The sequence below is a fragment of the Nitratireductor arenosus genome (assembly GCF_009742725.1).
Classification (GTDB): domain Bacteria; phylum Pseudomonadota; class Alphaproteobacteria; order Rhizobiales; family Rhizobiaceae; genus Mangrovimarina; species Mangrovimarina arenosa.
Map to the genome: position 1 here is coordinate 283,073 of NZ_WPHG01000004.1, position 15,786 is coordinate 298,858.

9 protein-coding genes are annotated in these 15,786 nt (G+C 64.6%); 1 reads left to right on the forward strand and 8 read right to left on the reverse strand.

All coding sequences use genetic code 11. The annotated features are described in order from the left end of the window. Positions 1–4: 4 nt before the first annotated feature. The 8 genes from GN330_RS17860 to GN330_RS17895 form a co-directional block, all read right to left on the reverse strand. On the reverse strand, positions 5–388 hold the full coding sequence (locus GN330_RS17860; protein ID WP_156714076.1) for a hypothetical protein: 384 nt from the start codon (positions 386–388) through the stop codon (positions 5–7). A gap of 261 nt (positions 389–649) precedes the next feature. Continuing rightward, positions 650–901: a hypothetical protein gene (locus GN330_RS17865; RefSeq protein WP_156714077.1), complete on the reverse strand. Its 252-nt coding sequence runs from the start codon at positions 899–901 to the stop codon at positions 650–652. 253 nt (positions 902–1,154) lie between these two features. Then, positions 1,155–4,004: a dipeptide ABC transporter ATP-binding protein gene (locus GN330_RS17870; protein WP_156714078.1), complete on the reverse strand. Its 2,850-nt coding sequence runs from the start codon at positions 4,002–4,004 to the stop codon at positions 1,155–1,157. A gap of 79 nt (positions 4,005–4,083) precedes the next feature. Next, a complete protein-coding gene (locus tag GN330_RS17875; RefSeq protein WP_156714079.1) occupies positions 4,084–5,241 on the reverse strand; it encodes an ABC transporter permease in 1,158 nt (385 codons plus the stop codon). Between the two features lie 12 nt (positions 5,242–5,253). Further along, a complete protein-coding gene (locus tag GN330_RS17880; RefSeq protein ID WP_156714080.1) occupies positions 5,254–6,291 on the reverse strand; it encodes an ABC transporter permease in 1,038 nt (345 codons plus the stop codon). A gap of 227 nt (positions 6,292–6,518) precedes the next feature. After that, on the reverse strand, positions 6,519–8,171 hold the full coding sequence (locus GN330_RS17885) for an ABC transporter substrate-binding protein (RefSeq protein ID WP_156714081.1): 1,653 nt from the start codon (positions 8,169–8,171) through the stop codon (positions 6,519–6,521). 377 nt (positions 8,172–8,548) lie between these two features. Then, on the reverse strand, positions 8,549–12,718 hold the full coding sequence (locus GN330_RS17890) for a translocation/assembly module TamB domain-containing protein (RefSeq protein ID WP_343040842.1): 4,170 nt from the start codon (positions 12,716–12,718) through the stop codon (positions 8,549–8,551). Between the two features lie 125 nt (positions 12,719–12,843). Continuing rightward, on the reverse strand, positions 12,844–14,691 hold the full coding sequence (locus GN330_RS17895) for an autotransporter assembly complex protein TamA (RefSeq protein WP_197435223.1): 1,848 nt from the start codon (positions 14,689–14,691) through the stop codon (positions 12,844–12,846). 316 nt (positions 14,692–15,007) lie between these two features. Between GN330_RS17895 and GN330_RS17900 the strand changes: the two genes are divergently transcribed. Next, positions 15,008–15,601: an NAD(P)H-dependent oxidoreductase gene (locus GN330_RS17900; RefSeq protein ID WP_156714083.1), complete on the forward strand. Its 594-nt coding sequence runs from the start codon at positions 15,008–15,010 to the stop codon at positions 15,599–15,601. Positions 15,602–15,786 lie beyond the last annotated feature (185 nt).

The window sequence follows — 15,786 nt, forward strand, 5'->3', positions numbered from 1 at the left end:
TCGCTCACCCCGGATTGCCCGCATGACAAGCAAACCCGATCCCGTTGAGGTAACGCGCGCCGCCGACGCCATGATGGAAGCTTATGGCCGGGAAGACCCCCAGCATGCGCTGCGTCAGGCGGCTCGGGCGGAAGCCCAGAGTGCCAACAGGGTTTTTGCGCGGGCGGTTCGAGAGGAAATCGAAAAGCGCTGCCTGGAGCAAAATCCTGAAAAATGGGCACCGGTTTTCGGAAAAGATCACCCCGTGACGCGAAGATAATTCATCATCGCGCTGCGCGGCTTGTCCCGAGCGCCCAAAATCCAGCCCGTCAAACCGCTTCCGGCAAGACCCGAGCGGTTCATCTTTGGATGAAAGTGGTTTGATGGAGCGGATTTTTCGGTCCGGCAAGGAGACGTCCGCGGCGCGATATCAGTATCGGGCAAGGGCTTTGACGGCGAGAACTGGCTTATCGGACCTGCCCGACGAAACGTCCGAAGGGCCGGGGCGGAAAAGCCGCCCAGGCCGGGAGCGCCTTGTACTTTTGATGCCGCCTGTCCAACCGCGATTGTCCGACCTTGGTCTTTCGCGCCCTCACCAGCGTCGCGCGCGGTTCACGGTGCCGGCACCATATCGCCACGCGCTCCCGGTCAGACCACGAAGTCCCGGCGGTCAGACGGCTCGAGCCAAAGATGAGTCGCCCTTATCCGTGGCCAGGACCGTCTCCTGGGCTTTGTTCTCATTGTCGGATGTGTCGAAGGGACGTTCCCTGCGTACCGTGTCGCACGCCTCGATATAGGCCATCTCGACAAAATACCCGATCAGGGGCAGCCCGTCCCCCTGGGCCATCTGGCGCAGTTCGCGCAGATGTTCCTGCAAATAGACCAGACGTTGACGCCGGTCATACCTTGTTCTCGCGCCCATGGCGGTGCCCCTTTTCGCGACGTTTAATCACCCCGCCATCACTATACCCACCATGTTGGATACGCGCGGGTTTCCCCCTTGGACAGGTTATGATTGCAGCCGGTTGCAGAAGGAAACGATCGGACGCGGACATTATGAGGCGGCGATATCCGCCCCTGTGCCGGCGGGATACCGGCGCGCGGTGCGGGCAGGCACACCACGGACCGCTTTGAGCCGTTCATCCTTAAATGGACAACCTCCGGAAAGCCTGCAGCTACCGCGGCTTCTTGCCGAACACCTTGACGTATTCCGCGACGCCGCCCTTCGCGAGCGCCTTGGCCTGTTTCACCCAGTCCTCGCGCTCGATGCGACCGTGGAATTTCAGATGCCCATCGACCCATCCGCGCTCGGCTTTCTTCCACGAAGCAACCTGGCTGTAGCTGTAAATGCCGAGCCCGTTCAAAATTCCCTCGATCTTCGGGCCGACGCCCGAGATCAGTTTGAGGTCGTCCGGCCGGGCCGGTTTTTTCATCGCCGGCGGGCGGTTCTTGTCCGGGTCGGACGCCGGCTGGGCCTTGGCTGGCCCTGCCTTCCTGGCGACGGAGCTACCCTTGCGGGCCGCAGCCGACGGCGCTTTTTTGGCGGTCTTCGGTGCCGGTCCGCTCGCGGCAAGCTCTCCGCGTGACACTGTTTTCGGCCCCGACGGTTTGGCCTTGCGGCCGGCGAGATCGGTGTCGGGCGCGGCCTGCTTTGCCGTTTTCGGCCGCTTTGCGGTCGCCGGCCTGGTCGATGCGCTCACCGCCTGCCGGCCGGCGCCGACCTGCGACATTACCTTGGCCGGAGCGGATTCACCCGGCAGAGCAGACGGTGTCTTGCGCACGCCCGCCCTACCCGTCTTCTTCGCCGCTGCCTCGCGGGCTCCGGGAATTTCTCCCTTTGCCTTTTGCCGGGCCTTCGGGCTCGTCTTGGCAGCCTTGGCGGATGCCGGTTTGCGCTTAGATTCGGCGACCTTGCTGGCGCCGACCTCGAAGCTAATCACCGGCTCCATCTCGTCCAGAATCTCGTCGTCGAGCCAGCATAGGCTTCTGTGGCCATTGCCGAGTTCCTTGAGCGGCGGCACCTCGGTTTCGCATTTGTTGCCCGGCACGCGCGATTTCCAGCGGCAGCGCGTCTGGAACGGGCAGCCCGTGGGTGGATTGAGCGCGGACGGAATGTCGCCCTCAAGCACGATATGCTGCTTGACGACGCTGGTGTCAGCGATCGGGATCGCCGAAAGCAGCGCTTCGGTGTAAGGGTGATAGGGCGGCGAAAAAATCTGGTCGGTCGTGCCCTGCTCGACGATATAACCGAGATACATCACGACCACCCGGTCGGCGAGATAACGCACGACCGACAAATCGTGGCTGATGAACAGCATCGTCGTCTTGTTCTTGCGCTGGATGTCCATCAAAAGTTCGGTGACGGCCGCTTGCACCGACACGTCGAGCGCCGATACCGGCTCGTCCGCCACCACCACCTTGGCGTTGCCGGCGAAGGCGCGCGCCACGCCGATACGCTGCTTCTGGCCGCCCGAAAGCTGGCGCGGCATCCTGACGGCGAAGGCGCGCGGCAGTTTCACCAGGTCGAGCAGTTCCAGCATGCGTGTCTGTCTGTCGGCCTGGCTGTTGCCGACTTTGAATTTTTCCAGCGTACGGATGATCTGCGAGCCGACCGAATGGCTTGGGTTGAGCGTATCGAACGGGTTCTGGAACACCATCTGGATGGAGGAGATCGTGTCGACGTCGCGCTCCTCGATCGGCGTCGACTGGATTTCCTTGTTGCCCAGCGTCACCGTGCCCTCGGTCGCCGTTTCCAGGCCGAGCAAAACCTTGGCGAGCGTCGACTTGCCGCAACCCGATTCACCCACGATCGCCACGGTCTCGGCCTCGCGGGCCTCGAAGCTGATCGTCTCGTTCGCCTTGACGGTCCGCGTCTCCGATCCGCCGAAGATCGCGTTGGCGGCGACATGGTAATATTTCTTCAGCTTGTCGACGACCAGCGCCGGAGCGCCGGGTCCGGTCGCCGTGTGCTCCACCTCGGCGCCTTCCGGCAACGCCTGCCAGTCGAGTTCGTCGAAACGCAGGCAACGGCTCTGGTGCCTATCATGACCCTTCACGTCGATCATCGGGATTTCGGCCACGTCGCAGACCCCTTCCACGAAATGGTGGCAGCGCGGCGCGAAATTGCAGCCCTTGGGCCGATCCTGCGGCAGCGGCAGTTGCCCGGGAATGGCGATCAGCGGCCGCGAGTTCTTGTCCGCGCCAGGCAGTGGGATGGAGCGGAACAGGCCTTGCGTGTAGGGGTGGCGCATATGGTTGAAGACGTCGTCGATATTGCCGGTCTCCACGGCCTCGCCCGAATACATCACCGTGATCCGGTCGCAGGTCTCCAGAATCAGGCCGAGATTGTGCGACACGAAGATCATCGACGTGCCGAATTCCTTGCCGAGCCCCTTGACCAGTTCGACGATGCCGGCCTCCACCGTGACGTCGAGCGCGGTGGTGGGCTCGTCGAGCAGAAGCAGCGCCGGTTTCGACAACAGCGCCATGGCGATGACGATGCGCTGCTGCTGGCCGCCTGAAAGCTGGTGCGGGTAGGACCGCATCATCCGCTCGGGATCGGGCAGGCGCACGGAACGGACCATCTCCAGCGCTCGGTTATAGGCCTCCTTCTTTGACACCTTGTCGTGGATCAGCGGCACTTCCATCAGTTGCTGTCCGACCTTCATCGCCGGATTCAGGCTCGCCATCGGCTCTTGGTAGATCATGGCGATCTCGTTGCCGCGGATCGCACGCAGCTCCTCGTCCGACATGTCGCCCATGTCGCGGCCCTTGAACGTGATGCGCCCGCCGACGATCTGGCCGACATTGGAGAGATCGCGCATGATGCCGAGCGAGACGGTCGACTTGCCACACCCCGATTCCCCAACAATGCCCATCGCCTCGCCCGGCATCACGGAGCATGAAAAATCCATCACGGCCGGAATTTCGCCCTTGCGCGTGAAAAACGAGATCGACAGGTTCTCGATTTTTAGGATCGGTTCGCCCGCCTGCTGGCTCCGCGAGATGCTGATGGCTTCATTCATGGCGTCGCTCTCGGTTTTCTTCTGTCTTTGCCCGCCCCGCGATACGGCGGCGCGCAGGGGAATCGTGGTCCGGCCGCCTTCAGTCCTTCAGCGACTCCTCGCGAAGCGCGTCGGCAAGCAGGTTGAGACCGAGCACGAACGACATCAACGCGATGGCTGGCGGCAGCGCCGGATGGATATATGAACGCAGGAGACGGCTCGATTCCTTGATCGCCGTGCCCCAGTCGGGGCTTTCCGGCGCCAGGCCGAGACCGAAATAGCCGAGTGTGCCCAGCAAGATCGTCGTGTAGCCGATCCGCAGGCAGGCATCGACGATCAGCGGTCCGCGCGCGTTGGGCAACACCTCCCACAGCATGATGTACCAGGGGCGCTCGCCGCGGGTCTGCGCCGCCGCGACATAGTCCCTTGTCTTGATGTCCATCACCAGACCGCGCACGATGCGGAACACGCCAGGGCTCGACGCGAACACGACCGCCACGAAGATGTTGAGCTCGTTCGGCCGGATGGCGATGATGCCGAGCGGATCCGCGTTGAAGACCAGCCCGAGATAGACCCAGCCCCCGATCAGGATCGTCAGCGCGAGCTGCACGACGAGCAATTGCGGGCGGCTCTTGTAGCGCGTGTAAAACAGCGTGCAGAAGAAGATGATCGGGAAGAGGAAGAACACCCCGGCCATTCCGTAGGGGATCGGCGTATCCATGATGCCCGGCGTGACCAGCAGGTAAAACAGCAGGATCACCGGGAAGGCCAGTACCAGATTGGCCAGGAACGACAGGAGCGAGTCGATACGCCCGCCGTAATAGCCGGCAGGCAGGCCGAGCGTGATGCCAACCATCAGCGCGAACAGGGTCGCCGCCGGTGCGATGATCAGCACGATCTGGCTGCCGAACACCATCCGACTGAAAATATCCCGGGCCAGCCGGTCGCCGCCAAACAGGAAGGCCTGCCCTGATTCCGGCTCGATCGCGCCGGGCAGCGCGTCTTTCATGACGAAGATCTGTGCCAGCGGATCGAACGGCGAAATCACGTCGGCGAAGATCGACGTGAACAGCCAGAACAGGCAGATGAGGACGCCGGCAATGCCCGCGCCAGTATCGAAGAGCTGCCCGTAAAGGCCAAGCCGCGCCTTGAAAGACATGCTCAGGCCCAACACGATGGCGAGTGCGAGCCACACCGGCCAGAAGCGCGCCATGACACCGAGAAAGGTCTGGAAGGCGCCGAGATACTCGAGTTCCATGCGAAGCGCCCCCTAGCTAACGCGAATACGCGGATTGAGATAAGCATATCCCACATCCGAGATGAGCTGCGTGAACAAGACGACGAACACCGAGACCAGCGAACATCCAAGCAGGAGATCGATGTCGTTGTTGCCGGCCGCCTCCACCAGCGTGTAGCCGAAGCCCTGGTAACGGAACATCACCTCCACGATGACGACACCGGTCAACAGCCACGGAAACTGCAGCATGATCACCGTGAACGGGGCGATCAGCGCGTTCCTGAGCGCGTGTTTGATGACGACCGCGTTGAAGGCCAGCCCCTTGAGGCGCGCCGTGCGGATATATTGCTGCGTCATCACCTCGACCATCGAGGCCCGCGTCATGCGCGCGATATAGCCGATGCCGTAGATCGCCATCGTCATCACCGGCAGGGTGAAATTGGAGAATGTTATGCCGCGGCTGGTGGCGGTCGCCGCCGAGCCGTTCAATATGCCGAGCCACGACGCGAAGATGATGGTGAAGATGACGCCGGACACATATTCGGGCGTCGCCGTCGTGGCGATCGACGCCACCGAGAGACTTCGGTCCGTTCGCGTGCCTTCCCGCATGCCGGCGATCACGCCGATCAGCAGCGAGACCGGCACCATCACGATCATCACCCAAAACATCAGCAAGCCGGTCGCGCCAAGCGCGGGAAACAGCTTCGCCGCCACGGTCGTCTTGAACTTGGTCGAGCAGCCGAAATCGCCCTGGAGAATGCCGCCGTAATAGGGCTCGTCCGGTTCGTCGCAATAGGAGAAACGCGCCGTCGTCACGCCCGTCTCCGGATCGACATAAGGCTGTTTCTGGACCACTCCCAGCCAGCGACCGTAACGGACGAAGAAATTGTCCCGGTAGCCGTTCTTGACCAACCAGCTTTCGATGTGTTCGTCCGAGGAGCGCATGTCGAGCTGACTGATCGACAGCTTGCGCAGGTTGGGCTCAAGATTGACCATGAAAAAGACGATAAGCGTCAGGCAGAACATGGTCAGCGCCATGGTGCCGAGCCGTCTCGCGACAAATGAAATCATGTCTTTCCCCTGCCGATCAGGTTGGGGATAGCACCGCGAACCATGTCCGCCGTTACAGGATCAAGGATGTCTTGCGGGTGCAGAAAACGGGACGGATCGACGTTCCATCCAAACCCACTCCACGATGCAAACCGGTTCTCCGGTTTTTCTTGTTCCCTCTGGACGGTCCGACCGCGGCGCTCCCACGAGTGCAATGGGGGCGCTGACGCCCCCATTGCCGACCTTTGTTATGCGTTGTCGAGCCAGACCTTGCCGAAATCGTGCTCGAAAGTCGGGTGCATCTCGAAATTCATCACCTCGGGCGCATGGTGATTATAGAGCTTGCGCCAGTAGGGCTGAATGATGATACCCGAATCCTGCAGGTGCTTCTCGATCTTTTCCATCAGCACCTTGCGCTTGTCGGCATCGGCGATGGTCAGCGCCTCATTGATCATGCCGTCGAGTTCGGCGTTGGAATAGCCCGCCTCGTTCCAGGCCTCGCCGCTGCGATAGGCGAGCGACAGGACCTGTACGCCCAGCGGACGCATGTTCCAGTTGGTCATGGAATACGGATATTTCGTCCAGTCGTTCCAGAAGGTGGAGCCGGGCAGAACGGTACGCTTGACCTTGATGCCGGCCTCGCGGATCTGCGCGGCGATCGCGTCGCCGGTGTTCTTGTGCCAATCCTCGTCGACCGTGATGAGCTCGTGCTCGTAGTCGCTCTGGCCGGCCTCCGCCATCATCGCCTTCGCGCCCTCGACGTCCCGCTCCTGCGCCGGCAGCTTGACGTATTCGGGATGGATCGGCGCGACGTGATGGTTCTCCGCCGCCTCGCCGGCATTGCCATATCCGAGAGCCAGGACGATCTTGTTGTCGACAGCCATCTGCAGCGCCTTGCGCACCTTCGGATCGTCATAGGGCTTGTTGTTGACGTTGGTGCGCGCGACGATCGTGGCGGCGGTCACCGTCTCCGACGTCGTCATGCCGACCCCTTCCAGGATGTCGACGAAATCGGCCGAGGTCTCGTGGTTGGCCTGCACCTCGCCCGCCTCGAACGCTGACACCATCGCCGAAGGATCGGTGCCGTAATCAATGAACTCGACACCGTCGAGATAGGCTTCGCCGTTCCACCACTTGCCGTTCTCGCGGCGCTTGTAGACCACGCTCTGACCGACGTCGTAGGAGACGAGTTCGAACGGGCCGGTGCCGATCGGGTTCTCGACGAAATTCGCACCGGTCTCGTCGAAGCTGCGATGCACCACCAGCGCCGGATAGTCGGTGAGGTTCGGAATCAGGGCGATGTCTGGTTTGGTCAAGTTGAGCTTGACCGTCATGTCGTCGACCTTCTCGACGGCGCCCTCCCGGAGCTTGCCGGTTTCGTCGTCCACCAGCGAGCCGAGACGGCCCGGCATGGAATTGCCTTCCGAGCTCTTGTCGGCCCAACGGGTGAAATTGGAGATCACGTCGTCGGCATTGAATGTATCACCATTATTCCAGGTCACGCCCGGACGCACGTGAAGCACATATTCGGTGGCGTCGTCGTTGACGTCCCAGCTTTCGAGCAGATAAGGCTCGATCGTATATTGATGCGTGTATTTGACCAGCGGCTCGAGCGTCTGACGCTGGGCATTGGCGATTTCCGACCAGTCGGCCGTACGCGGGTCCTTGGGATCCTTGATCCACATGGCGACCTTAAGCACGCCGCCCTTCTTCGGCTCCTGCGCCACGGCCTTCACCGGCGCGGCCAGCCCGATCATTCCATAGGCCATTGCGGTCGAGGCGCCGAACACGCTCGCCATGGTAAGGAACTCGCGGCGATCCATCTTACCCGATTTCACGCTCTCGGCGAGCTCGGCAATCTTTTTGGGTACCCGGTCGCCATTGCTCTTGTAGAACATCATCGCACTCTCCCGTTGTTTGGCTTTTCGCCTATTAGCATTCCGCATCCGGCCACACTTGTCAAAAACAGGACGCGGGTCATTCCCGCGCGAAATGTGCAACTTTACCAAAGGACAAGATGCCGCAATTGCGACAAGAACGGCTTAGAATCGCCGCGAATCCGCCGAATTGTTGCGCGCATCGCGTCGCTGGCCACGATAGCGCGCACGGCTCGCGCCATGGTTGCGTTACGCCGAGCCCGGCGCGTCCAGAGCGAACGGGGATGGACCATCGGGACGAGATCCCTTGCGTGTCTTGACTTTTACCCACGACACGCCGCGGTTGTGGAAAAAAATCACTCTGCTTTTATGGTGCCGTATCGGGCCTGCACGCAAGGCCGTCAGTATTCACGTTCGAAAAAAATCCCGCCCTTGGCCTCGCCGTCGTCGCTTGCCTCGCCGCGCAGCTTGACCCCACGGCCGATATTGAGGTCGATCCTGGCCTTACCCGTGCCCGCGCCATCGCCCTTTTCGATACCCACATAGGTGCGGTCGTTCAGATATTTGCCGACGGCAACCGACGCCTTGCCGGTCTCGGCGTCCGTCTTGATGTCGATGTCGTCGACGCCGATCTGGTCGCGCAGCGTGTCGAGCAACGAAGTCGAGCCGCCGACGCCGGCGAGCTGGGCGGCCGCGGCGGCGAGCTGGGCGATCTGCAACGGCGACAGGTTCGACAGCGAGCGGCGGAAGATCACCCGCGCCAGTACCTCGTCCTCCGGCAGGCTGGGCGTGGAGGTGAACGAGAACTTCGGATGGTTGGCCTGACCGGTCACAGCCACCGTCGCGGTGACGTCGTCGGCCCTGGTGTCGGCGGCGAAATTCAGGCGCGGGATCAACGAGCCGGCGAAGTCGAGCGTGCCGCGCGTGAAGTCGAGCCGCTGTCCCAGTATGGAAAGCCGCCCGCGCCGCATGGTGAAGTTGCCGATCGCGCGCGGCGACGACGCCGATCCGACGAGGCGTATCCTGCCGCCGAATTCGGCATCGATCCCGCGGCCCTGGATGAATATCTGGCGCGGCGCGTCAACCGTGACGTCGAGCGTCAGCCCGCCGCCACCGCTCCCACCCGCTTCGGCCGGACGCATAGCCTCGGCCTGCGCCTCGACGGCGCCGGTAGCGTTGCGGTGCTTGACGTCGAGCTGGGCAAGCGATGGCGGCAGCTTTTCCGGTACGGTGATCACGGTCCTGCCGAGATCAACCTGGCCCGAAAGCAACGGCAGCTGGGTCAATCCCCCGGTCACCTTCAGCGTGCCGCCGAAATTGGCCGTCACCACGCGCCCGTCCGTGTAACGTCCATCGGTGACCCGCGCCGTCAGATCCGCGGGAAAGCCGCGCGCCGGGTCGATCGCCAGCGTGCCGCCGACGGTCAACTGTCCGCCGGTCGACAGTGTGCCGGTCATCGAGCGGATCGTCGCCACGTTCCGGGCCAGGCCGATATCGGCGGCGATGTCCTTGATCGCGATGCCGGAGCGCGCGTCGAGAAACCGCGTGCCCGTCGTCCTGACCGTTCCCGAAATCGCCGGCGCGCCCGCCGCGCCCGACACCGCCACCTGGACATCGGCGCCGCCGTCGAGCGCAAGCCCCTGCGCCGCGAGCCGGCGCGCCAGGAAGAAAAACGGCACCTTGCCGGCGAAATTCAGATCGAGCGCGATCGCTCCCGTCGTGTTGACCGTGCCGCCGCCCTTAAGACCCAGCCCGCCAGCGCCGCCGGCATCTGCGTCGAAACGCAGCCGGCCCTGCTGGAAGGTACCTTTGGAGGTGATCGATAGCGCGCCGAAACCGGCCGCGCGCGTCTGACTCGTCGCCATGTCGCGCCAATCGACGGCATAGGCAATGCGCGGCTCGGATGCCGCGCCTTTGACATCCACCGTGCCCGAGATCGCGCCTGTCGCGCCGAGGCCCGGCGCAAAACCATTGGCGAGCGAGGCGGGCAATCCCGACAGCCGAACCTTGAGATCGAGCGTTCCGCCGGCCGTGCCCGAGATTTCGGCTTCGCCGCCGCCAAGGCCGAGCGCCAGCCGGTCGAGCACCGCCGTGCCGCCGCGCACCGTGATCGTCGTCGGCCGCGCCAGCGCCGCCGATATGCCGCGGAACGCGCCCTTGGCGGTGTCGAGCGCAACCGTCGTTACGCCGTCGGCGACCGCCACGCGGCCGGCGGCCGAAGCCGGTATGCCTGCAACCGTCGCCCCGCCGGAAAAGCCGGTCCACTCGCCGTCGCGCGTCAGGCGCAGATCGATCGCGCCGATGTCTGCCCCGCCCGCCTTGACCGCGTTCGCCTGCACGCGGCCGGCAAGCGTCGGCGCGGCTAGATAGTCGCGCGCGCTCAGGCTCACCTCCGCCTGGTCGACGACGATGTCGCCGCGCACGATCCGTCCCGCCTCGGCCGACAGGTCGATCACGGGGACCGCGCCGTCCTTGCCGAAGCGGATGGTACCGGAGACATCGCCACTCGCCTCCTCCAGCGCCATCGCCGCCAGCGGTCCTATGTCGGGCAGCGCGATCGTCAGTTCACCGACCGGCATGAAGGCGCTATCGAGGTCGAGCGTGCCGAAAATGCGGTTCTCGCCGACCTCGACCAGAAGCTCCTCGACCCGGCTTGCGCCGTCGGCCGAGCGCAATGTTGCCTTGCCGCTGATCGTCTCTCCCCCGATCGCGCCGCTGAGCGAAATATCGGCGACCGGTCGCGCCAGATCGGCCGTGCCGGAGGCTTCGAGCACGAGAGCGGTGATCGCCCGGCCGGCGCTTTCGATGCGGTCGCTTTCAACCGTGACCTCGACGTCGGGCCGGGCCACCTCGCCCGTCGCCGCTAGGGCGAAGCTGATCTCGCCTTGCGCCTGATCGGAGAGCCGCGCGACGGCGTCGTAGCGGCCGTCGAGCCGCGCATCGAGCACGCCGTCGGCAAGCGACACCCGCCCTTCGGCGGCGAGCGGATCGGAACGCAGCACGAGATCGCCGAGCGCCAGAGCGCCATCGCCGCCCCGCTCGAGCCGGCCCGAGACGGCCAGCCGTTCGCCAAGATAGGCGCGCGCGGCTTCCGGCAGGGCCGCAACCAGCACGTCAGCGGCAAATTTGGCCTCGACGGCCGCGCCCTCGATCGTGAAGGCGCCATCGGCGCTGGCGTTCACCTGATTGTTCTTCACGACGATCTTGTCGAATGCGATCCGGCCGGTTTCCAGACGTGCCTCACCCGTCACGTCGAGCGGCCCAGCCACCAGCGGCGCGAGCGCGGTCTGAACCGTGCCCACGCCCCCCGCCGAGAGTGTCAGCGACAGCGGCCCGGTCCGCTCTGCGATGTCGAACCCGGTTGAGGAAAGCCTGGCCATGATGTCGGCGACACCGAAACCGGCCGCCTGCGCGGAGGCGAGCGACAGCGCGGCATCGAAGGCGGGGGCATGGCCCCTGCCCGTTACTCGTATATGCGCGTCGCGCACCCCCAAGATCACCGGGTCGGCATCGGGACCGAAGGTGAGCATGACCGGCCCGTTCTGCGCCGCGACTTCGATGTCGAGATCGCTCTCTGCCTTCGGGTCGATCCGCCCCGAGGCGGTCGCGCTCAGTGCGTCCGACTGCACCAGCGCGCGCTCGATAGCCACCGCACCGTCCTCGCCCAGCGTTGCGGCGAGGTCGAACAGCATCGTACCGGCTGCCGCCGGCGCCAAGCCTTGCGGGAGAAAACGCGCGAAATCGCCCTCACCCTTGGCGGCGACGAAGCGCCCTGCGCTGCTTTGGCGATGCTGCGCCGACAGGCTGGTCACCACCCGCCCGTCGACCGAAAGCCGCCCTTGCGCCAGCCAGTCGGCGAGCGGACCGCTACCCGATAGGACCAATTCGACGGCGGGATTGCCCGGCAGTTTCAAAAGCCCGGCCAGAAGGCCGCCATCAGGTTCGCGCGCGGTCACGTCGAGCGCCAGACGGTTTTGGTCCGGCGCGAAATCGACCTTGGCAATGACTTCGGTGCGCGCGCCGTCGATGCGCTCGGCCTGGAGATCGGCGCCGATCCTCAGCGGCGCGTCATCGGCCATCGCCGAACCGCGCGCGGCAAGCGTCATCGCCTCACCCGCGACCTCCGCGCCCAGGGCGATCCGCGGCAGGTCGATGCGCGCGATCTCGACGGAAACCGGAAGCGAGAAGCCGCCGCCGTCATCGGCCTCGCCCGTTTCGGCCGCCTCGGGCAGACGCACCAGATCGATGCTGCCGGCATGAAGCCGCTCGGCCTCGAAGGCGAAACCCGCCAGTGCCAGCGGCGACCAGTCGAGCGCAATATCTGTGAGCGAGAGCCAGACGCCCCGACCGTCCGACACGACGACCGAGCCGACCCGTGCCTGCCCCGAAAGCAACCCGTCCAGTCCCTGGATGCGCACCGTGCGTTCCGGGCCCGAAGCCAGGCCCGACGCGATCGCGGCCAGCTTGGTACGGCCGGCCTCGGTCTGGGTGAACACGACCAGCATGCCCGCGGCGAAGACCACGACGAGCGCAAACACGATCAGCACGGAGCGCAGGATTCTGCGAAGCACGACTATCCTTTCGGCCGGACCGTGAATCAGTCCGTCTGGCGAAGACTATAGGGTGATTTCCGTCGAAATCATGCCGAACGGCGTTGCGCCTCCCGGAAGCGCCCCTGCAAGAACGGCACGACGCCTCAGAAAGACTGGCCGATGCCGGCGTAGATGCCGAAGGTTGGATCGCCGGGGCGCCTGTTCAAGGGCACGCCGACATCGACCCTGAGCGGACCGAACGGCGTCAGGTAGCGCACCCCGAGGCCAGCTCCGACCTGTAAATTGGCAAAGTCGGGCGTGGTCGAGGCCGACACCGCGCCGGCGTCGATGAACGGCACGATGCCGAAACTGTCGGTGACCTGGATACGCATCTCGGCCGACATCTCGACATAGGAGAGCCCGCCGGTCGGCATGCCAGCGGCGTTGCGCGGGCCGATATCCTGATAGCCGTAGCCGCGTACAGACCCGCCGCCGCCCGCGTAGAAACGCCGGTCGGCGGGAATCGCGGCAAGCGGCGCGCCGAAGATCGAGCCGGCCGCCACCCGGCCGGCGGCGACGAAACGCTTGGCCTCGTCCAGCGCCCTGTAAGCCGACGCCTCGCCCTTGATCTTGACGAAGCTGGTCGAATTGAGAATGTCGTGCGCCGGCTCGACATAGGCGAGCAGCCGGAAGCCGGATTTCGGATCGAGCCTGTTGTCGCGATTGTCGAACACATACTGGATCGGCGTGCTGGCGATCAGATGCTCGTTGCTGCCGAAGGAATCGTCGATCCTGGAATAGTCCAGCGCGATCTCGGCCGACACCGTCTGCGTGTCGGTAAGTTCGTAGCGCAGGCCTGTCGACCCCTTCACCGAGAACCGGTCGAAGGCATCGGGATGCTCGAAGGTGGCGTCCAACCGCGCGACGAATTTCGACGGCGGCCCGATTACGCCCGGCTTTTCGAACAGAAGCCCTGCCCTGTAGTCGAGCTTGCCGAACTGCGTCGTGTCGCCGATTCGGCTGATAGAGCCTTCAACGCGCAGCTTTTCCGCCCGGCCGAACAGGTTGCGGTGGCCCCAATAGCCCTCGACCCCCGCGCCCTCGGTATTGGAGAAAGTGGCCCCGACGCCGAAATAGCGATGCTTGCGCTCCGATACGGTCACGTCGACCGGCAGGCTGCCATCGGCGTCGAGCGCGTCGGCCTCGTTGACCGCCACGCTGTCGAACACTTCGAGCTCCAGGAGCCGCTCGCGGGCCGCCTCCAATTGGTCGGGCGAATAGGTCGCGCCCGGCTCGATCCCGGCCATATAGGCGGTGAAGTCGCGGTCGACCTTTTCGGTGCCCTCGACCCGTGTCGCGCCGAAGGGTGCGACGGGCCCCGCCTCCAGCACCATGGTGACGTCGAGCAGGCCGGTCTTGTGATCGGCAACGATCTCGCGCCCGGTCACCCGCGCCAGCGGGTGGCCCTTGTCGCGCAGCGCCCGCACCATCTTGGCTTCGGCGTTGAGGATCACCGTCGAGCCGGCATCGCCGCCGGGCATGAGACCGAAGCGGGCTGGCGCGATGTCGCCGGTATCGCCGCCGACGTCGATCCGGCCGAGACGGAAAACCTGCCCTGCGGTCACCGCCACCCGCACAGGCACCGGTTCGCCGGTGAATTCCGCGTCGGGCGCAAGGTCGTCCAGTGCCCGCCCGGCAATGGTGATCTCAACGGTGCCGTCATAACGCCCGGCCTCGTAGAGCGCGGCGACCAGCAATTCGCGTTCCGTGCGCGCCTTCGACAACAGTCCGAGCGAGCCCGAAACCGGGCGGTCGGCGTCGGCAAGAAGGGTCGAGGCGGCCCTGAGCCTGCCGTCCAGTTCGGCCCCGGCGTCACCGGTGTCGAGATCGACCGAATAAGTGAGCGGATCGACGACGGGCGCAGCGTCTTCCTCGTTCGATCCAATCAGCGTGATGCCGAAGATTTCAAAGGCGGCGGCGGGGTTCGGTGTCAGGGCGAGCGCCAATATCATGGCCGACACGGAAGCCAGGCCGCGGCGAACGCGCCTGCCGTGCGGTACTCCAGAACTTTCCGCGCCCGGGCTCAGCATGGCTCCAACATAGCGAGAATGGTTAAAATTGCCCTGAAGGTTCTAGCGGATATAGGGACGGGATGCACCTGCATCCGTTCCTTCCCTTCGCATGGCTGAGTGATTCCACAAGAGGCTGCTTAAAAAAAGACAATCGCTTGGCCCGGTTTTCACCCTTCCGGCAAGCTGATACGCAAACCGGCGTCGCTTGGATGGCTTCGGGAAGGCCCCGCGCGGCGAAGGGAAGGAACCGCGCCTGATGCGTGTGCTTGTCGTTTATTGCCATCCGGTGCCCGAGAGTTTTTGCGCGGCCCTGCGCGACCGCGCCCTGGCCGCGCTCGACGCGGCAGGACACGAAACCCGGCTCGTCGACCTTTATGCCGAGGGTTTCGATCCGGTGATGGGAGCCGAGGAACGGCGCGGCTACAATGTCCACGAACCAAGCGACGACAGGCTCGCACCCCATATCCAGGCGCTGCGCTGGGCCCAGGCGATGGTGTTCGTCTACCCGACATGGTGGTACGGCCAGCCGGCGATGCTGAAGGGCTGGTTCGAGCGGGTCTGGGCCAAGGACGTCGCCTTCACGCTTGCGGCCGAAGGTGGCCGGATCGAGCCTTTGATGCGCCACATCGAAAAGCTCGCCATCCTCACCACGTGTGGCGCGCCGCGCTGGTGGTCCTTTCTCGTCGGCCATCCCGGACGCAAGACCCTGCTGCGCGGCATCCGGGCGCTGTGCGCGCGCCGTTGCCGCACGCTCTACCTCGCCAAATACGAGATGGACGCGGCGGACGAACCGGCCCGCGCCGCCTTCCTGGCCAGGGTCGAGCGCAGACTGGCGGCGTTTTTCGCATGAGCGTCGACGCAATGCATTGTGCGTCGCCTCCTGACGCCCGGCCCCTCGGCGAAGACAGCGAAAGGCGCCGTCCGGCCTCGGTCGCGGGACACCACGACACGCTCTGGCCGCATTCGCGCGGCTAGCATCACATTGATTGACAAGCCGACACAAAGCTTGGCCAAATATCGGTGATCACGCGCCGT

Coding starts and splice junctions, on each gene's coding strand:
- GN330_RS17865 (WP_156714077.1), bottom strand. CDS start 901: ATGGGCGCGAGAACAAGGTATGACCGGCGTCAACGTCTGGTCTATTTG.
- GN330_RS17870 (WP_156714078.1), bottom strand. CDS start 4,004: ATGAATGAAGCCATCAGCATCTCGCGGAGCCAGCAGGCGGGCGAACCG.
- GN330_RS17875 (WP_156714079.1), bottom strand. CDS start 5,241: ATGGAACTCGAGTATCTCGGCGCCTTCCAGACCTTTCTCGGTGTCATG.
- GN330_RS17880 (WP_156714080.1), bottom strand. CDS start 6,291: ATGATTTCATTTGTCGCGAGACGGCTCGGCACCATGGCGCTGACCATG.
- GN330_RS17885 (WP_156714081.1), bottom strand. CDS start 8,171: ATGATGTTCTACAAGAGCAATGGCGACCGGGTACCCAAAAAGATTGCC.
- GN330_RS17895 (WP_197435223.1), bottom strand. CDS start 14,691: ATGATATTGGCGCTCGCCCTGACACCGAACCCCGCCGCCGCCTTTGAA.
- GN330_RS17900 (WP_156714083.1), top strand. CDS start 15,008: ATGCGTGTGCTTGTCGTTTATTGCCATCCGGTGCCCGAGAGTTTTTGC.